Genomic DNA, 19169 nt, shown 5'->3' with positions numbered 1-19169 from the left:
TAAGCCAAACCATCAAACAATTTCTGGAAGAACGGATGGCAATGCGTTACTCACCGCACACCATCCGTGATTATCGTGTAACCTATAAAAAGTTCCTTGCTGAAGTCGGTGATATGAATTTTGACGATATCCAAAAGCAGCATATTCTTAAATTTATGGCTTCACAAAAGCATGTTTCGGCAAAAACACTGCGAAACTATCATGCCGATTTATCGGCGCTGTGGCAGTGGGCAATCCAGCAGGGTATTTGTGAATACAATCCGGTCAGACAAATCAAGGCGCCCATTGCCGAGAAGAAAACGATCATTCCTCTATCAAAAGCGGAAATTCTTGCTTTGCTGGAAAGCGCTTCCAAATCCCGCTATTCTTACCGGGATAAAGCCATCATTTTGACCTTGTTGGATACCGGAATCAGAGCAACGGAATTATGCAATTTACAGATAAAGGATTTAAACCCGGTCACAGGACATATCCGAGTGATTGGAAAAGGCAAAAAAGAGCGGTTAGTTCCAATTTCCAAAGAAACAATTGAGGCAATTGACGAATACTTACAGATGCGGCCGAATTTGAATCCCACAGCGCCGTTGTTTGCATTAAAGAGTGAGAAACCGTTGGAACGGTGTAAATTGAGAAAGATCCTTGCAGAATTAGGAAATCAATGCGTTGTACGGCGAGTTTATCCGCACCGGTTCAGGCATACCTTTGCGATCCAGTTTTTGAGGAACGGGGGAAACATCTACTCGCTACAAAAGATACTGGGGCATTCCTCTCTGGACATGGTCAAAAGATATCTGGCGATCGCCCAATACGATGTTGATCATGACCATGCTTTGGCATCACCAGTCAAGTGTTGGAATTTAGCTTGAGTTAGGCAAGGAACCGCCGATTTCACGGTTCGGGTCCGTGAGGTCGGCGGTTCAAATCCGCCCGCCCCGACAGGTTAGAGGATGAACCCGACATCCTCTTTTTTATTTTGTCGGCAGTTCTCCCATCGAGGGATGATAAAATCCGCCCGCCTGGCTTAAAAAGCAGATAACCTGTTTCAGCCTATTTGCTTAAACCCAAAGACCAGATTAGTTTGATGATACCTTGGGCGTAATCCGGCAGGCTGCCCACAAGGAGTAATATGAAAATATCAGGATTGCCGGTAGGCAGATAAGCTAAGGAGGTGATCAAGTTAAAGCGATAGTCGTAAAATCTTGCAATTTGTGACAGGACTACAACAAGGATGGCGGTGGGGATCAGGAAACTAATGGCAATATCCTGAATGATTTTTCTGCGAGGAGCGGTTTTCATTCTTACCCGCCAGCCGCGTAAGGCAAGAAAATTGTGGGTATGCAGGATTAACAGGCCAAGGACAAAGATGCCGATACCCCACCCAATCCAGCGTACCGACCAGCCGCTGGCAGCTTTCCCAACGGAATTTTCCAAAATCAGGTTTTCGAGACCATTTCGCAACTGTGCCATTGAAATGTAGTGATCAATCAGACTGCCGGTGTTGACCAGTAGCACAAAAGCAAGATCACGCTGGGGGTAGATGTTCACATCCGTCCGAAAGGTTCGGTTGGCCCCACCATGAGAAATACGCTTAGTACCTGCGGAATTGTCAATCCACCAACCCATGCCGTAATTAGCCTGGCCGGGGGTGAACATTAACTGGGTATTTAATTTTCCGACACCGGGCAAATTTTGATTTTTTACCGCAATCGCGTAACGTGCCATGTCTTCTGCGGTAGATACAATAAACCCGGCTCCGATTTCATAAAGGGGGATTGGCTCCCGCCAAGGTACTGGGAAACCAAAAATACGCGTATATCCTGTGGCAAGATCGGCTGCTGAATAGGGATCGGCTGTAGAACGAGTCATTTGTAAAGGCTGAAAAAGATGTATATTCAGATAATCGGCATAATTCATTCCGCTCACAGCTTCAATGACCAGCGAGAGGATATCATATCCATAGTTGAAATATTGAAATGTTTTACCAACCGGAGCAGTCAGGCTCACATCGCGAAGGGCGCGTACCATTTCTTCTATGGGGGTGTCCGCAGGGAAGACTCGACTAATGCCTGCCTCAGATAATCCACTGGTATGGTGTAATAAATGATTGATGGTGATCTGGCTCGAGGCAACTTCATCAGAAATGCGAAACCAGGGAAGATATCTTTGCACTGGAGCGTTGAATTCTAGCTTTCCTTGTTCCACCAGTTGAGCAATGGCGAGCGCAGTAAAAGATTTGCTTTGCGAGCCAATTAACATCTGCGTCGAGGTAGTCATTGGACGGTTGCCCTCTATGCCGTATCCTTTGGAGTAGAGAATCTGATCGCCGGAAACGATCGTCAAAGCAACGCCTGGTAAGCCATGTTTGGCCATTTGCTCAAGAACGAAAGCATCAATTGCCTCAAAATCGAGGGTCTTGTTGTCAGCCTGGACAAGAGTGGGGTTTATGAGGATTGGCAACAGCATTAGGAAAAAAGCAATAACCCACAAAAATTTTTTTATCATCATATGCTCCGGAAGTACTTATTGAATTACCCTAAACTCTCACTTTCAAAGTACCCTTATTTGCGTGTCAATCAATTAACCTTTGAAGGCAATTCGGTTGTAAATTCTTTTTGATCCGAGGCACATATGAATTGAATGGCATTCTTTCCGGAAGCGGCTGCCAGCGGTACACTACCACCCGGTTCAACCCATTGACCTGCCATCAAAAAATTTTTCAAACCGGGAAGTGATTTGGATACTCCCTTGATCAACATCGGCATGGTTTCTTTGGTTAAAAGCCAGCCACAGGTTGACCCCATCCAGTTGCCGGTGTACCGTTCGTAACTCAGCGGGGTGGCTTCGTCAACTACTTCAACTTGTTGATTAATACCGGGATACCAATTTTCCAAATATTCGCGGATAATGTCCGATACCTGACGCTGTTCCTCATCATAGGGCCGGCGTCCGTAGATGCGTTGCCAGTAAGTGTAATTGGTGCGAATGATTAACTCCACCACTGATTTGCCCTGCGGGGCAAGTGAGGGGTCAAAGCAGTAGTGTTTGACGCCAATTTCATGCCGCGATTCACCGGTAACCAATACCGGTTCTTCCAGCAAGTGCGTGATCCAATGTGGTTCGACTGATAAATCACAATTTACACCCAAAGAAATTTGTAACATGCTGTGCATGGGCAGGTGACCGTCGTACATTTTTTGAATCTGGCGGTTGAGATATTTCCCTTCTAACATGTCGAAAATCGTGCCCCGCCCATCGCAGGCTGATATGACCCAATCACCGGAGTAAATTTTGTCATTATATAATCGGACACCGATGGCGGTATCTTCTTTAACCAGTATTTTTTCAACCTGGGCGTTGTAATAAATTTCGCCACCCAATTCAAGAAAACGCTTCTCAATTGCCCGGGCAAATTCTAACGAACCGCCAGCCGGAAAGCCAGCGTTTCCGGTATGCATATAGGCCAGCAGACACATTCCCATCATCACCGGCGCTTCTTCCCATGAAAACATGTGGGCAATGGCACGCTTCAAAAATGGATGCTTAAATCTGGAGGCAAATTCGCCAGTGGATAATTGCCCCCAGCGAGCCATCGGTATCAGGAAAGGGGTCATTTTGCGCCCGAACTCAGCCCAATCGGTTGCTGTCATCAGAGAGCGGGGTTTCTGGTACATGGCTTCCATGTCAAATTGGGTGAATTGATTGACCCCTTCACAAAATTGGTGGACCAGATCTTGATCGGCAGGAGAGATTGCAGTCAAATGCTCGGCTAATTTTTTGGGGTCGGTATAGATGATCAGCGTATGCTCTCCATCGGTGATCCGCTGATATTCTTGATGATTAATAATTGGGCGATTCTGGAGAGCGCCTAGATCTTGCCACATTTGGTTAAAAGGTTGACCTTCGCCTGTACCGAAAAGGTAATGGATGCAGCCATCAAAGGTATAGCCTTTTCTCTCCCAGGCTGTGCATAACCCACCCGGCAGACCATGCATTTCGAAAATGGTGGCTCGATAGCCATTCAGTTGGGCATAGCAGCCTGCAGCAAGACCGGCAATGCCACCCCCAATAATCAAGATTTTCTTTTCAGTCACACCAAAACTCCCTGAAAACTATCCAAAACACCGATAGGGAGAATATATCACGTTTAGAAGATTTTCTAAGAAATTGCTATTCTTTGTGGTGAAATTCACCTTTTTACCAGGGGCGGTAAACAAAAAATGGGCGTAAAGTCGCCCTCAAAAAACATGTCAAGAAAAAATTTAAATTTGGGGTGGTTTTTGATAACGGTAAGGAATTACAAAAATACCAAACAGCGGTTCACCGGTGGATTGGATGAAGAGCGGCGTGGCCGCATTTTTACCCATGAAAAATCGGATGAACGGATTCAGGTGCGGGTGATTGGGATCATAAAGGTAAATTGAGATTTGTTCGAGCGCAGGGTCAATTTCATACCCAACGGCAAGCACCTGATGATTTTGGGTGGGGCTTTGAACGCCGCGCACGCGTACCAAACCCAATACGGCCGGTTCGCCTTTTTGAAGCAGACGGCGCAGTTTGGGGATTTCATATCGCTTGACGCGGGTTGCGGTTTGTTTTTCGTCAATGATCATCCATTCCATGAACTTAAGAACGGTAAAAACTTTCAGACTATCTAGCTGGCGATCACAAAGAAACCCAAACAACTTTGGGTTAATTTCTTGCGGTGTTTGGAATGGGGGAGGTGTCTGGTTGGCATGAAAGTAATCCAGTGCAGCAAAACACATGCCGCCGCACAACCCAAAAGTAATTTCGTTAAGGTTGATCCTTCCGGCATAGGGCAGATTCATAAATACGGGGAATTGAAGTTGAAAGGAATTAACGAAACGGAAGCGATGCTGGAACGCAAAAGAACTTAAGATTTTTTCCATTTTTTTACGCTCAGATTTAACCCGAAATTCTATTTCTGCCTGAAAAGTGGAGATTTTTCTTCTATTTTAGAAAATTTTACTGTCGAAGTAAAGAATAGAAGTACAATTTTGTTGAGTAATCACTCATTTTTTCCAAGAGGGTGAAAATAAAAATCATCCTTTATTGTAAGGATTGTAAGGTAGTAAAATCAATAATAAAAATTGTATTTGTCAAATTTACCAGCCAATGGAGGAAATCATGAGGCGCGCTCAGTATCTGGGAACAGTTTTGTTGATTTTAAGCCTGTTAGTGGCTTGTGCACCGGCCAGTCAGCCGACAACTGCACCGACTAATCCACCGGTGGAGTTACCCACATCTGCCCCACAGGCCACACCAACGCAACAGGTGGATGTGCTCAACCTGTTGCGCAGCGCCACGGTGCAAATTGAGGCGCAGGGCAGTTTTGTCGATCCGGAACTGGGTAGCCTTTACAATGTGGCTGGGCGCGGAACCGGTTTTATCATTGACCCCTCCGGTATTGCAGTTACCAACAACCATGTGGTGACCGGGGCTGCGTTGCTAAAGGTGTTTTTAGCGGGGGAAACCCGTCCACGCAATGCGAAAATACTGGGGGTTTCAGAATGCTGGGATCTGGCAGTCATTGACATTGAAGGGGATGATTTTCCGTTTCTAACCTTCTATGAAGGTGAAATTACCCCCGGTTTGGAAGTCTATGCGGCCGGTTTCCCGCTGGGTGACCCGGAATACACGCTCACCAAAGGGATTGTCTCCAAAGCCAATGCAAATGGCGAGTCGTTTTGGGCGTCCGTGCCGGCGGTGATCGAGCATGATGCGCGTATCCGCGGCGGGAATTCCGGCGGCCCGTTGGTGAATATGCAGGGTCAGGTGGTGGGGGTCAATTATGCTGGCAACGACCGCTTCGATCAGAATTTCGCTATCCGCGGGAAAGATGCCCGGAGAGTCATCGAAATATTGCGCTCCGGTCAGGACTATGAGTCGATTGGCATCAACGGTCAGGCAGTAGTTTCCGAAGATGGCAGCCTGTCAGGCATTTGGGTCGCTTCTGTTAAGTCGGGTTCTCCGGCAGGTAAGGCAGGTTTGCAGGGCGGTGACATTATCACCCTTATGGAAGGTCTGGTGCTGGCAACCGACGGTCAGATGACGGATTATTGCAATATCTTACGTACCCGTAACGCATCGGATGTTCTGGCAATTGAGGTGCTGCGTTTTTCCACGCAAGAAGTGCTGGCAGGCGAATTGAATGGCAAGCCATTGGAAACAAAATTTTCCTTTGCTCAGGAACTGAGTGAGGATGTTTCCGGTGGCAGTGGTCAGGCCTACGGTGATTATGTACAGGTACAGGATGATTATGGGGCGATTCAAATTGCGATACCCTCCACCTGGACACAGGTGGACGGCTCACCATGGGTTTCTGATGGTGAAATTATCGGTGCAGCAATTACTGCTGCAGCCAATTTAGACCGTTTCAACAACGCTTTTGATGAGCCGGGCGTGTTCTTTGGGGTGTCCGACGAGGTGGCTAAACTGGCCGGTTACATCCAGTTGCTGGATTATTACAAATCCGTTTTTCAGTCATCCTGCAAGTGGCAATTCCGGGAAAAGTATGAAGATAATGCGTTTGAGGGTTCTTATGATGTTTACAAGAACTGTGATAACGCAGGCAACCTGTTTGTGGTGCTGACGGCGCGCCCCAAGGTCAACAAAACCTCTTTGCTGGTGTCAATTTTATTCAATGCCATGACGGATGCAGATCTTGAAGTCTTCGATCAAATACTGGCAACTTTTGATGTGGTTGGTACTTTGCCATAGAGTTGACCAAAATTTTTATGAAAGGGGCTGATATGGGTTTCAGCCCCTTTTTTATTGGTAAAATCGGGAATACTTAATCGTTGAGAATGAATGAAAGGAGTATCCCATGAATCGAAAATCCTGGATGATCCTGTTGGGTGGTGTGATCTTCATGCTGGTTTCGCTTGCCTGCAATTTGAGTTTGCAGGATGGTAAATTAAGCATTCCCATTACTTTGAAAGAAGAACGCATCAAACAGATCATCGGTGCGGCTCAGTCAGCTGCGGCATCACAAGGTGAAAAGTTGCCGCTCATCGAAGTGGACGACATTGAGTTCATCGAACCGGATAAAATTATTGCCAAAGGTCAATATCAGACCCTGGGAGGTACTCGCATCAATGGTCAGGTTGAACTTAAATTTTCGGTGGTGGACGAACAACCCAAGGTGGAGGTAACCGCCATCAATATTCCCGGTGTGGATCTGGCCAGTGATGCCATCAAGAAAGTCAACGACGCTCTATCCCAAATCATTAAGGATCAGGTACGCGAGTCAGGCGAGGGAGCGGTCATAAAATCGATGACCGTTGAAGCGGATGCTTTGAAAATTGTGGTGGAAGTTGCCGTCCGCCGCTAGGCGAGGCGGCCTTAAATTACGCTGATGCGGTTGCGTCCGCTTTCTTTAGCCTGATAGAGCGCTTTATCGGCGGCGTTGCTGATGGCAACAGCGGTTTTGTATTCGGGAAAGGATGCTATCCCGCAGCTGAAGGTGACTGAAAAAAAGCCATCCGAGCTGAGGTGGTGGATATGAGCAAAACTTTCGCGCAGTTTGTCCATGACCGAGGCGGCTTCGGCGGCGGTGGTATTGGGAAAAATAATGGAAAATTCCTCACCGCCATAGCGGCCAATCAGATCCGTGCGGCGCAAACGTTGCTTAAGCATGCGCGCCAGGCTCTTAAGCACCCGATCACCGGCTGAGTGACCGTAACGATCATTGACATTTTTGAAGTGGTCGAGATCAATCATGGCAAAGGAAAGCGGTTGTTTGTCTCTTTCGGAGCGCAATAACTCTTTAACCAGTCTTTCCTTGATGGTGGAGTGGTTGAGCAAATTGGTCAGGCCATCGTAAATCATTAAGGAACGCAGCTTGCGATAGCGTTCAATGCGCGAAGTGACCGAAGCGATCAGGTGTTCAGGTTTAACAGGTTTGATCAGGAAGTCATCAGCGCCCATCATCAGGGCTGCCAGCTGACGCTCGCGGTCAGTTTCGGCAGAAAGAAAGACAATGGGTACGGAGACAAAATTTTCCATCTGGCGAATCATGCGCGCCAGTTCGATGCCGTTACATTCAGGAAGATACATATCCAGCAGGATTAGATCGGGGTTAAATTCGATCATCGGTTGAATCATCTGGCGTGGGTCGGTGACAATGCGGGTCTGCATGCCCACTTTTTCCAGATGCATGGCGTAAAAGCTTGCCTGTGAAAGGACATCATCAATAATCAGGATCCGGTTTGGAACACTGGGTGTGGGATTGGCAAATTCATCCAGCGAGCCAATTAAGGAGCTGATATCTACCGGATGAATAAAGAAGGCTGAGCCCCCTGCGCGGACTGCTCTCAGCCGTAAATCGAAGTTATCCCCTGTGCTGATGATCACCAGCGGTAAATGATTGGACTGTTTTTTGAGTTTTAGCGCAAGTTCCTCATAATCTTCAAAGGTGAGTTTTTTCCCATCTACAAATACGAGGATGGCATTGGGTAAGGACCAGCGCAAGGCAGAAACCAGATCATCGGCTTTGGTAAACGGATTGACCTGATAACCAAAGGCGTTAATTTGTTCGGTGAGTTCAAGAGCCTCTTTTGAATCCCGAATAAGAAGGTAGATGCGATAATTCAGTTTTGGTTTATACACCGATGAAACCATGAAAGAATCATCGGACATGAGATAATTGCTCATAGGGTTTTTTGTATTGCAATTGCTTTCAAATGTAAGGCTCCCCAATCTCAGCAGGGTATATTTCGATTATATCTGATTCTTGATTAAAAAGAACATTCTTTATCAGCAATACCAAGATTGCAAAATCCCGGGCGGTTTTGAATTTTGTGCAGGTGGATCAAGTGCTGTTCAATAAAAGAAAAATAAAAGTATAATAGGTGCAAACCTGCCCATGGAATTGTCAGGCAAAAGGACGGATTGAGAAAAATGCCCGCCTGTATCCCTTGAGCCAAACCTGTCAAAAACAACCACAAATCATTCTCCAAAGGAGTTCACAACAAGAAATATGGCAAAGGATAAAAAAGTTCGCGTAGCAATTGTTGGAGTGGGAAATTGTGCTTCTTCGCTGGTGCAGGGAGTGCATTTCTATCGCAATGCGGCCGAAACGGACCGTATTCCGGGGTTGATGCATGTCAATCTGGGCGGCTACCATATCCGCGATATTGAATTTACGGCTGCCTTTGATGTGGTGGACACCAAAGTGGGGAAAGACCTTTCAGAAGCCATTTTCTCTTACCCGAACAATACCTTTAAATTTACCGAGGTGCCTTACCTGAACGTGCCCGTTTACCGCGGCATGACGCATGACGGCCTGGGCAAATACCTGAGCCAGATTGTCAAAAAAGCACCGGGTCCCACCGCGGATATTGTGGGTATTTTGCGGGAAACCAAAACGGATGTGGTGGTCAGCTACTTGCCGGTGGGTTCCGAAATGGCAACCAAATGGTACGTGGAGCAGGTACTGGAGGCCGGTTGTGGTTTTGTGAACGCCATCCCGGTCTTTATCGCCAGTTCGGAATACTGGGCGGAACGCTTCCGCCAGAAAAAATTACCAATCATCGGTGATGATATTAAGAGTCAGGTGGGCGCAACCATTCTACACCGGGTTTTGACCAGCCTGTTCGTGGACCGCGGAGTGAGGCTCGACCGCACTTACCAGTTGAATTTTGGCGGTAATACCGATTTTCTCAACATGCTGGAAAGAGAGCGGTTGGAATCCAAGAAGATTTCCAAAACGGGTGCGGTTACTTCAATGCTGCCTTATACCCTGCCGGAAAATGACATCCACGTTGGACCCAGCGATTATGTGCCGTGGCTGACTGACCGCAAGTGGTGCTACATTCGAATGGAAGGCACCACCTTTGGAGAGGTGCCGCTCAATCTGGAAGCAAAATTAGAAGTATGGGATTCGCCCAATTCAGCCGGCGTGGTAATTGATGCAATCCGCTGTGTCAAACTGGCGCTGGACCGCGGAATCGGCGGGCCGTTGTACGCTCCTTCTTCTTACTTCATGAAAACTCCGCCCAAGCAGTTCCGCGATTCGGTAGCGCTGGAAATGACCGAAGCATTTATTCGTGGCGAGGCTGAGTAATTTCCGTTCTGCCTTTATAAGCCTGTGCTGGATGATGCTTTTTCATCTGGTGGCGTGCGTAAGCGTTGCTGAGCTGCCGCCAGATGTTTCCATATCCCCTTCCACAGCAGCCCAAACGATCAAACCGAGTTCTACGCCGTTTCTGCCGGCCACCGTAACCCCGCATCTCACGAACATCCCAACCCATACGCCAACCCAAACCGAAACCCCTCTTCCTCTGGAAGGTTTTCTTCCACGTCTTGCCAAAGATGTAAAACCGGTTTCTTACCTGGATACCTGTGAGTATCTGGCTGCCCGCTGGGACCCTCAAAATGCCCAACCGGGCAGCGTTGTGGTGCCGATCATGTACCACGGTATACGCAAAGAAGGCGGCAGTGTCAACGACAACATTACCGTAACCGAAAAGTATTTCAAACAAACCATGCAGCATGCGGTTGAGCTGGGTTTTCAGACTATCACGATTGAGCAACTGGCGGCTTTCTTGCAACGCAATGCGTATATTCCCCCGCGTTCCTTGCTATTAATCATTGATGACCGGCGGCTGGGAACCGTGCGTAACCATTTTATGCCGGTACTGGAACAAAATCAGTGGACTTTGGTCATGGCGTATATCACCGGTGTGGCAGATCAAAGAGAATGGCGTGAGATAAAATCCGTGCTGGCTTCCGGGCGGGTTGAAATTGAAGCACATGGGTTTTTACACAATGGCGCTACTTACTTTACAGAAAAAACCCCTGCCGATGTGATTCATCAAGAGATTTATGGCCCAATTCAGGCGTTTGAGGAAAATTTAGGTTTTCGCCCAAAGGTGTTCATCTGGCCGGGCGGCAATTTTACACCCGCAACCGTTGCTGAGGCAGACAAGGCCGGTTATCAGTTGGGTTTTACTGCCTATGCCCGTGGACCGGTGATGTTCAACTGGATTCCCCAGGGAGAACCCGAGCGGCAGGCGGGCAACCCATTCCTGTTATTACCTCGTTACTGGAGCACGGCCGCCTATGTGAATCTGGATCAGGCGGTAGAATTAGCACAACAGGCGGCCGATTTTGCCAACCAAAACCGTCAGGCCGAACTGGACTGGTACAACAGGTATTGTTCCGCGCACCCTCGCCCTGAAATGCACCCCATGGAACCCATTTTGAAACCATGAAGGATTGTATATTTTGCCGAATCATCAGCGGTGAAGCGCCTGCGACCATCGTGTTTGCTGATGAGTTTGTGACGGCGTTTTATGATATTCACCCGATCACACCGGTGCATATTCTGGTGGTACCCAACGAGCACATCGAATCGGTGAACGAGGTGGAGGAGAAACATGCCGCCCTGTTGGGACATATGATTGTGGTTGCCAGGCAGCTGGCTTTTGCCAATGGGTTGGATCAGCGCGGTTACCGTTTGGTGATTAACACCGGCCCTGAGGCCGGACAGTCGGTTTTTCACCTTCACCTCCATCTGATCGGGGGGAGAAGAATGCCGTTTCGGTTTCAGTAGAGGGGTATGATGAGCGACAAACAGCGAAGAAAATGGATGATCCTGGTCGGTGTGTTTGCGATGATTTTGCTGAGATGTGTCCAGCCAGCGCCTCAATCGGACTTTTGGAGGCCGGTTGAGGGGGGAAATTCGCCGCTTTTATCTGTTGACTCATTGCAAGGCTCACCAACACCTTCGCTCTCCTTTACCCTGCCGCCCACGCGGGTTCCCGGCGCTCCTGTTTTTACACCAACACCGGATGCGCCTCGCCTTTTACCGACGCTCCGTTCCGAACAGGATGAATATGTCCTCCAAGCGGGGGATACGCTTGGCAAAGTTGCACAATTGTTTAATGTGGATATTCAAACCCTGGTTGAGGCTAATCAGATTGCCAACCCGAATTTGGTGCCGGCTGGCTTAAGGGTGATTATTCCGGCGCCTTCCCCGCAACCGATGGGGTCGTCTTTCAAAATTATCCCCGATTCTGAACTGGTGTTTAGTCCTGCGGCTATTCCTTTTGATGTGTTTGCGTTTGTGCGCCAGCAGGGGGGCTATCTTTTTGCTTATCGCGAAACGCTGGATGATCAGCCATACACCGGCACAGAGGTGGTGATTCGGGTGGCGCGCGAGTATTCGGTCAACCCGCGCTTGCTGTTGGCGGTGCTGGAGTATCAATCCGGGTGGGTGAGCCAATCACAACCACCCGCCAACACGATGGATTTTCCTCTTCGTTTTTACGATCCAAACCGGCGCGGCTTGTACCGCCAGCTTTCATGGGCCGCCAATCAACTCAATCGTGGTTATTACTTGTGGAAAGTGAACGGCATCTCTGCCTGGCAGCTGGCAGATGGCGGACTTGTCCCGCCCGACCCCACTGTTAATGCCGGCACAGCTGGCGTTCAAAATCTGATGGGATTGGTATATTCGCGAAGCGAATGGGATTCTGCAGTCGGGCCGGATGGACTTTTCGCAGTTTTCAACCGGTTTTTCGGCTATCCGTTTGACTGGGGGATTGAGCCGCTGCTGCCCGTAGATTTACAGCAGCCTGCCATGCAATTGCCCTTTGAGGATGGGGTGGTCTGGTCATTTACCGGGGGACCGCACGGCGGCTGGGGGGATGGTTCGGCGTGGGCTGCGCTTGATTTTGCCCCACCCGACAGCGGCTGGGGGTGTGGAATCAGCAATCAATGGGTGACGGCTGTAGCAGATGGGGTGGTGGTGCGTTCGGAAAGCGGTGTAGTGGTGCTAGATCTGGATGGTGACGGCTACGAACAAACCGGCTGGACGGTGTTATATCTTCATCTGGCTACTGCAGACCGGGCAACGGTTGGAATGCGCGTAAAAGCCGGCGACCGGCTTGGTCATCCTTCCTGTGAAGGCGGGGTTTCCAATGGTACTCATGTTCACATAGCGCGAAAGTTCAATGGTGAGTGGATACCGGCAGATGGGCCTGTTCCGTTTGTGCTGGACGGCTGGGTCTCAGTGGGAGATGGTGTAGAATATAATGGAATGTTAGTGCGGAATGGAGTCATTGTTGAAGCGTGGGATCGCCTGCTTCCTGAAAATCAGATTTCCCGGTAAGCGTCTTCAGACCCTGCTGGTTCTGGGGGTGTGGTTGCTTTCGATTCTTGCCTGTTCGCAGGCCTATGTTTCGGATTATGATTTGACGGCAACCGCCTTATTCCCGGCTGGTGGTTCGGGGGGGGGTGCGGCTGAGCCGGAGGCAACCGCTTTGCCTTCTTTGCAACCGGCTGGAGGAGGCCTGGATAATCCGGTGGCCGTGGGCACGCCCGGGGAAGCAAGGTTTACCCCTTCTCAACCCATTTTCACCCCGCTGCCAACCCGCAGTACGCCACTCCCGCCCATTTTGTACTACACTCAAGCGGGAGATACGCTGCCAGCAGTCGCAGTTCGCTTTGGGGTGCTGCCGGAAGAAATAACCTTTCCGGAAGCGGTTCCGCAAACCGGCTTGATCAATGCCGGAAAGTTATTGATCATCCCCAACCGGCTGGACCAGACCGGTCCGGCAGATTTGTTGCTGCCGGATAGTGAAATTGTTTTCTCGCCGTCCGCGCTCGATTTTGATCTCAAAGGGACAATTCAGCAGGCTGGAGGCTATCTCAGTACCTATCGCGAATATCTGGCAGATGGATGGAAAAGCAGCGACGAAGTGATTTACAAAGTGGCGGTGGAAAACTCCATCAATCCCCGTTTGCTGCTGGCGCTGGTGGAATATCAGGCGCACTGGGTATATGGTCAACCGGGTAACCTTGCCGAAGTGGATTATCCGCTGGGGGTGATCAATTTTGAAAGAAAAGGCCTCTATAAACAACTCACTTGGGCGGTGCAGCAGCTTTCGATTGGATATTACGGCTGGCGCAACGGCATTTTGACCGAGGTACAGTTCTCGGATGGCAGCCGCGTACGCCTGGCGCCGGGGTTGAACGCCGGTTCGGCAGCGTTGCAGTATCTCTTTTCCCGTTTGTACTCTCAAATTCTGTGGAACGGCGTACTGGGTGGTGAGGATGGTTTTGTAAAACTGTATGAAAAAATGTATGGCAACCCGTGGATGCGTGCGCAGGCGGTTGAACCGCTGCTGCCGGTCAACCTGACCCAGCCGGAATTGATCCTGCCATTCCTGCCCGGGCGGGTGTGGAGTTTTACCGGGGGCCCGCATTCGGCATGGGGGCCGGACGGTGCCAGAGCCGCATTGGATTTTGCTCCCGCCAGTGTGGAAACCGGCTGTAACATTTCCGATGATTGGGCAACGGCTGTTGCCAGCGGTTTGGTGGTTCGCACGGATACGGGGGTGGTGGTGCTGGATTTGGATGGAGATGGGTACGAACAAACTGGTTGGGCGATTTTATATTTACATGTTGCCAGTAAAAACCGGGTGAGTGTTGGCACGTGGGTGCAGCAAGGTGACCTGATTGGTCATCCATCCTGTGAAGGCGGCACCTCAACCGGCACCCACATTCACATTGCGCGCAAGTATAATGGGGAGTGGGTTTTGGCAGATGGCCCGCTACCCTTTGTGCTGGATGGCTGGCGGGCGGTGGCCGGTAAAAATCCTTATGAAGGTAGTCTGGTGAAAGACGGGCGGGTGATCAATGCCTGCACCTGTGGGTCGTTTGAAACACGCATCAGCCGTTCGAATAGTGGAAATTAAGCGTTTGCTGAAACGAAATTCTTTGCGGTTATTGGTATTCTTGTTCATCTTGACAGCCTGCCTGCCGCAGGTTGAGGTCAGTGATCCAAATCAAGAGGCAGATTTAATCCAGATTCCGGCAACACCGGGAGAGGGAGGTTTGCCAACCCCTTTGCCAACCCGTGAACCGTATGCTCCCGGCACACTGGTGGACTACACTGCCCAGACAGGCGATACGCTTCCGGCTCTGGCTGCCCGTTTCAATACCACTGTGCGCGAAATTTTACAGGCCAATCCCTTTATCCCGCCGGATGCAACCACAATGCCGCCGGGAATGCCGATGAAAATTCCCATTTACTATCGGCCATTGTGGGGCAGTCCTTTTCAAATATTGCCTGATCCGTTGTTCATTAATGGTCCGGCTCAAATTGGCTTTGATGTAAAAGAATTTGTCAACCAACAGCCCGGCTGGTTCAAAGACTATTCTTTTTATATTGGAAAACGGGAGCGACGCGGTGGTGAAATCATTGAAACCATTGCAACCGAGTACAGTATCAGCCCGCGCTTACTGCTGGCTGTATTGGAATATCAAACCGGGGCGCTGAGCCAGCCCCTGCCGTCAGGGGATGTTGATCTGTATCCCCTGGGTTACCGCGATCAATTTACCAAAGGGCTTGCGCGTCAATTATTGTGGGCAGCCAATACCCTCAATAACGGATATTACGGCTGGCGTACCGGTCAGATGGAGACAATCCGTCATGTAGATGGAAGACTGGAAAACCCGGACCCATGGCAAAACGCCGCCAGTGTAGCCCTGCATTATTACTACGCTCAAATGATGCCACAGGAAGCTTATGATTATGCGGTCAGTGGAGAGGGACTGCTGCGGGTTTATACCCAATTGTTTGGTGATCCATGGGCGGGTGTTGAGCCGCACATTCCCGGCAGCCTGACCCAGCCGGAAATGAGTTTTCCCTTCCCGGCTGGAAAGGTGTGGGCTTTTACGGGTGGTCCGCATACCGGTTGGGGGGAGGGTGAACCGCTGGCTGCACTGGATTTTGCACCCCCCAGCGTGGTGGGGGCCTGCCTTATCAGTGAACAGCCTGCCGTAGCCGTTGCCGATGGGGTGATAGCCCGGCGCGGCGATGCGCTGGTGGTGCTGGATCTGGATGGCGATGGAGATGAGCGCACTGGCTGGACGGTGTTCTACCTGCATCTGGCAAATGATTCCCTGCCCCCGGTCGGGAGAAGGCTCAGCAAAGGCGACCCGATTGGACTTCCCTCCTGTGAGGGAGGCAGAGCCACCGGAACCCATGTTCATATTGCCCGTAAGTACAACGGCGAGTGGATTCCTGCTGGCGGAGCCTTACCCTTCAATTTGGAGGGGTGGGTTGCGGCAAATGGAGATCAGCCTTATCAGGGCACTTTGAGTCGGGCAGGCCGCACGGTGCGCGCCTGTGAATGCTCGGATCGTACCAGTCAGGTTCAGTCGCAGCCATAAAAAACCCGCTGCGTTTTCACAGCGGGCATGATGGTTTGAAAGAATAACTAGCCTTCTTTGATGACGATTTTATTTTCAATCGTCACATTGTTGCGTATGGTAGCAATTGAGGGACAGTATTTTTCTTCAGAAAGCTGCACTGCCCGTTCAACGGCAGCCGGGTCTATATTTTTACCGGTCACCACATATTCAATCAGCATGTGGGTGATCTTTTTGGGATGCTCTGCAGCGCGCGTGGCGTGAACCAGAACCTCAAAGTCGGTTACTTCCTGACGTTTTTTCTTCAGGATAGAGATGACATCCATTCCGGTGCAGCCGGCTACGCCGATGGCAATTAATTCTACCGGACGAAAGCCGGATTCGTTACCGCCCACTTCTTTGAATGTATCCATAACCAGCGAAAAACCGGAATCGGCGCTGCCAACAAAAGTCAAATCACCTTTCCAGACGGCTTTGGCTTCCATGCGGTTATTCCTCCAGTTTCAGTTTAACGCTTCGCGAATTTTCTGTACCAGATGACTTTCCGGTACGGCGCCGACGACTTCTCCCTTGCCGCTGTTAATGACCGTGTGGGGAACGCCGGAAACATTGAATTGGTCAGCCAGGCTGCTGAATTCCATGGCTTCGATCATTTCAGCCTCAACCATCGGGCTTTCCAGCGCCATCTGGTGAGCCAGCACGACCGCGCGCGGGCAGTACGGGCAGGAAGGGGTAACAAAGACCTGTAAGAGCACTTTCTGGTTCAGGTTTTTCAAGAATTCGCGTGTTTCGGGCGAAAGCCCCGAGTCGCGTTTCGACACGATGAGAATATCGTTGATCAGTGAGGTGAACTCATGTCCGGCGGGGATACCGGCGTAGCGAATGCCGTAATCGTCCAGATTATCAGCCGATTTACCGAGAATAACAAAGCCGGGGGTTTTATCTACACCATATTGTGTTGCCAGCACCGCGTCTTTCTTCAGGTCAAATACCTGCAGGGTGAGTTTATCCGAAAGGGAAGTCACTTCTTCCAGTAATTGACGGGTATCCTCGCAGTATTCGCAGGGTTCACTCTGGTTGCCAAAAAAGATTATTTCAACCGGGTGCACCATTCCACTCAAAACATCCCGCACCTGACTGCGGATTTCATCATCTAAAAGTTTGCTCATTTTTTTCCTCCAAAGGTTTTTCATCCTCACGGGATGTCTATTTCTATTTTATCAGGTAAAGCAGCCGCCTTCGCCAAATCCACACACCGGACATACAAGGTTGAGTAAACCGTCGTAATCCATTATCCCTAAACCACATGCCGGGCAGATTTTGCCGGGACGTGGATGGCGCAGGCTGTGATTCTGGCTGGGCGGATTCAGTTGAAGGGTGAAAGAAAGAGGACGATCCTTCTGGCGGTGAACATTCGGCCGCTTTGCAGGTTTTTCTTCGCCCATCCCGAGTCACTACTCCATCTTCCGGTTATTTAGATGCGCACACCACCCAAAAGTGACATCATTCGCTGCTGCGGTTAAGGAACTCCTCCAGGTGCAGGCGGAGAAATAAGCGCTGACGGATCTCCTGGGAGAGATGTTCGCTTTCCGGCTGGTGCTGGTAGAGATCAATCGTTTTTCTCAGCGTGTTGATGACAATCCGGCAGTTTTCACATTCGGTAAGATGCTGTTCAATTTGCCGACACAAATCCGGGCTTAATTCCCCGTCCACAAAATCGGAAATGGAAGACAATAATTGCTGACAATCCAGATGATCGTTCATTTTTGCTCCCATTGTTTTAGCCGCTCACCAAAGTAGCGGGAAAGCTGCTGGCGCAGAAACAGGCGGGCACGCAGAAGGCGGGTTTTGACATTGGTTTCGGTGAGTCCCAGTAGTTCGGCAGTTTCACGAATGGACAATCCCTCCAGATCGCGCAGGATGAATACACTGCGCAGGGTGGCCGGCAGCCGTTGAATAGCCTCATCCAGAAAGCGGCGTGATTCTTCCGAGAGAAGCTCATCCTCCGGCAGGCAGCACCAATCCGCCAGAATTAAGCCATTGGAGGGTGCGCTTTCTTCTGAGTCGTCTTCCTCGCCGGGAGTATCCAATGCCATATCGGGTTTTTGTTTACGCAGGAGCATCAGGGCTTCATTGACAGCAATGCGGTACAGCCATGTGGAAAGGCTGGAACGGCCTTCAAATTCTGGCAGTGCGCGCATGGCTTTCAGAAAAGTCTCTTGCAAAACATCCTCAGCATCCTGAGGATTATTGGTGAACTTCAGGGCAAGTCGGTAAACTTTGTCTGAGTACAAATCAACCATTCGCGCCAGCTCGTGCCGGTCACCTTTTCTCAACGCTTCCACTGATAGGGATGTTTCGGGGATGCTCTCGGCGGTCATTTGTTTAGATGTCCTCTGCTAATAAAAGTTGCGCTGAATTACGAGAGCGTCCAGTTGGGTAAAACATCCAGGTTGAGGGGATGGCGTTCGCCGGCGATGTAATGAAAATAACCTGCAGCAGCAATCATGGCAGCGTTATCGGTGCAGAGGGAGAGGGGGGGAATGTGAACCGGGAACTCGCGTTGTGAAAGGAAGGCGTTTCGCAAGGCTTCATTGGCAGAAACACCGCCGGCAACCAGGATTGCCTTTGCCTGATAGACTTTTGCGGCGTGAAAGGTTTTCTGCACAAGAATATCCACAACCGCAGCCTGAAAACTGGCCGCCAGGTCTGGAATGGGAAGGTTGCGCCCGCGGCTTTCCAGTTCACGAACGGTGCGCAAAACGGCTGTCTTGAGGCCGCTGAATGAGAAATTCCATGTACCTTCCAGACGGGCGCGGGGAAAATTAAAGGCCTGCGGATTGCCATCCTGAGCAGCCTTTTGAATGGATGGCCCTCCCGGATAGGGTAGCCCGAGTAAACGAGCAACTTTGTCAAAGGCTTCACCGGCAGCGTCATCCAGTGTGCCGCCCAGGCGTTGATATTCGAGGTGCTGACGAATCAAAATC

The 19169-nt window shown here is 50.1% G+C and carries 19 protein-coding genes; 9 read left to right on the top strand and 10 right to left on the bottom strand.

The annotated features are described in order from the left end of the window. Positions 1-866: tyrosine-type recombinase/integrase (locus ACWIZX_RS11440; protein ID WP_448335864.1), on the top strand; the 866-nt coding region annotated here is incomplete at its 5' end. A 181-nt stretch (positions 867-1047) separates the two neighbouring features. On the opposite strand, the gene ACWIZX_RS11435 is transcribed toward ACWIZX_RS11440, so the two are convergent. The 3 genes from ACWIZX_RS11435 to ACWIZX_RS11425 all read right to left on the bottom strand — a co-directional run bounded on the left by ACWIZX_RS11435 (position 1048) and on the right by ACWIZX_RS11425 (position 4907). Continuing rightward, positions 1048-2505 carry a serine hydrolase domain-containing protein gene (locus tag ACWIZX_RS11435; protein ID WP_448335863.1) on the bottom strand — a complete coding sequence of 486 codons (1458 nt, stop codon included), beginning with the start codon at positions 2503-2505 and terminating at the stop codon, positions 1048-1050. Between the two features lie 68 nt (positions 2506-2573). Next, positions 2574-4091: a phytoene desaturase family protein gene (locus ACWIZX_RS11430; protein ID WP_448335862.1), complete on the bottom strand. Its 1518-nt coding sequence runs from the start codon at positions 4089-4091 to the stop codon at positions 2574-2576. 168 nt (positions 4092-4259) lie between these two features. Then, complete coding sequence (locus ACWIZX_RS11425; RefSeq protein ID WP_448335861.1) at positions 4260-4907, bottom strand: hypothetical protein; 648 nt, start codon at positions 4905-4907, stop codon at positions 4260-4262. Positions 4908-5145: 238 nt separating this feature from the next. Between ACWIZX_RS11425 and ACWIZX_RS11420 the strand changes: the two genes are divergently transcribed. Both ACWIZX_RS11420 and ACWIZX_RS11415 read left to right on the top strand, forming a co-directional pair. After that, the gene (locus ACWIZX_RS11420; RefSeq protein ID WP_448335860.1) at positions 5146-6738 is read left to right on the top strand and encodes a trypsin-like peptidase domain-containing protein; all 1593 of its coding nucleotides are present in this window, start codon (positions 5146-5148) and stop codon (positions 6736-6738) included. A gap of 106 nt (positions 6739-6844) precedes the next feature. Beyond that, positions 6845-7351, top strand: coding sequence for a hypothetical protein (locus ACWIZX_RS11415; RefSeq protein WP_322792546.1), 507 nt, complete (start codon positions 6845-6847; stop codon positions 7349-7351). An 11-nt stretch (positions 7352-7362) separates the two neighbouring features. Here ACWIZX_RS11415 and ACWIZX_RS11410 read toward each other — a convergent pair whose 3' ends face one another. Further along, positions 7363-8658 (bottom strand): diguanylate cyclase, encoded by a 1296-nt coding sequence (locus ACWIZX_RS11410; protein WP_448335859.1) that lies wholly within the window; start codon positions 8656-8658, stop codon positions 7363-7365. Positions 8659-8998: 340 nt separating this feature from the next. Between ACWIZX_RS11410 and ACWIZX_RS11405 the strand changes: the two genes are divergently transcribed. The 6 genes from ACWIZX_RS11405 to ACWIZX_RS11380 are packed head-to-tail and all read left to right on the top strand — an operon-like array spanning position 8999 to position 16203. Beyond that, positions 8999-10084 carry an inositol-3-phosphate synthase gene (locus ACWIZX_RS11405; RefSeq protein ID WP_448335858.1) on the top strand — a complete coding sequence of 362 codons (1086 nt, stop codon included), beginning with the start codon at positions 8999-9001 and terminating at the stop codon, positions 10082-10084. A 31-nt stretch (positions 10085-10115) separates the two neighbouring features. Then, positions 10116-11234: a polysaccharide deacetylase family protein gene (locus tag ACWIZX_RS11400; RefSeq protein WP_448335857.1), complete on the top strand. Its 1119-nt coding sequence runs from the start codon at positions 10116-10118 to the stop codon at positions 11232-11234. Then, positions 11231-11575, top strand: a complete 345-nt coding sequence (locus tag ACWIZX_RS11395; RefSeq protein ID WP_448335856.1) for a histidine triad nucleotide-binding protein — start codon at positions 11231-11233, stop codon at positions 11573-11575. Before ACWIZX_RS11400 ends, ACWIZX_RS11395 begins: the two co-directional genes overlap by 4 nt. Positions 11576-11581: 6 nt before the next feature. Further along, positions 11582-13135: a LysM peptidoglycan-binding domain-containing protein gene (locus tag ACWIZX_RS11390; RefSeq protein ID WP_448335855.1), complete on the top strand. Its 1554-nt coding sequence runs from the start codon at positions 11582-11584 to the stop codon at positions 13133-13135. Further along, positions 13089-14723 carry a M23 family metallopeptidase gene (locus ACWIZX_RS11385; RefSeq protein WP_448335854.1) on the top strand — a complete coding sequence of 545 codons (1635 nt, stop codon included), beginning with the start codon at positions 13089-13091 and terminating at the stop codon, positions 14721-14723. Before ACWIZX_RS11390 ends, ACWIZX_RS11385 begins: the two co-directional genes overlap by 47 nt. Further along, on the top strand, positions 14665-16203 hold the full coding sequence (locus ACWIZX_RS11380; RefSeq protein WP_448335853.1) for a LysM peptidoglycan-binding domain-containing protein: 1539 nt from the start codon (positions 14665-14667) through the stop codon (positions 16201-16203). The genes ACWIZX_RS11385 and ACWIZX_RS11380 overlap by 59 nt, the downstream gene beginning before the upstream one ends. A 47-nt stretch (positions 16204-16250) precedes the next feature. Here ACWIZX_RS11380 and ACWIZX_RS11375 read toward each other — a convergent pair whose 3' ends face one another. The 6 genes from ACWIZX_RS11375 to ACWIZX_RS11350 form a co-directional block, all read right to left on the bottom strand. After that, complete coding sequence (locus ACWIZX_RS11375) at positions 16251-16667, bottom strand: OsmC family protein (RefSeq protein ID WP_322792885.1); 417 nt, start codon at positions 16665-16667, stop codon at positions 16251-16253. A gap of 18 nt (positions 16668-16685) precedes the next feature. Then, positions 16686-17351, bottom strand: a complete 666-nt coding sequence (pdo, locus tag ACWIZX_RS11370; protein WP_322792884.1) for a protein disulfide oxidoreductase — start codon at positions 17349-17351, stop codon at positions 16686-16688. Positions 17352-17402: 51 nt separating this feature from the next. Further along, a complete protein-coding gene (locus tag ACWIZX_RS11365; RefSeq protein ID WP_448335852.1) occupies positions 17403-17627 on the bottom strand; it encodes a hypothetical protein in 225 nt (74 codons plus the stop codon). A 58-nt stretch (positions 17628-17685) separates the two neighbouring features. Then, positions 17686-17946 carry an anti-sigma factor family protein gene (locus ACWIZX_RS11360; protein WP_322792882.1) on the bottom strand — a complete coding sequence of 87 codons (261 nt, stop codon included), beginning with the start codon at positions 17944-17946 and terminating at the stop codon, positions 17686-17688. Next, complete coding sequence (locus ACWIZX_RS11355; RefSeq protein WP_322792881.1) at positions 17943-18563, bottom strand: RNA polymerase sigma factor; 621 nt, start codon at positions 18561-18563, stop codon at positions 17943-17945. Before ACWIZX_RS11355 ends, ACWIZX_RS11360 begins: the two co-directional genes overlap by 4 nt. A gap of 38 nt (positions 18564-18601) precedes the next feature. Next, positions 18602-19169 (bottom strand): tRNA (adenosine(37)-N6)-threonylcarbamoyltransferase complex transferase subunit TsaD (locus tag ACWIZX_RS11350; RefSeq protein ID WP_448335851.1); only part of this gene is annotated, 568 nt, incomplete at its 5' end.

The sequence above is a fragment of the Bellilinea sp. genome, from assembly GCF_053501535.1.
Note: the sequence above shows the minus strand (reverse complement) of the source record. Positions and strands in the feature narration are given on the sequence as shown.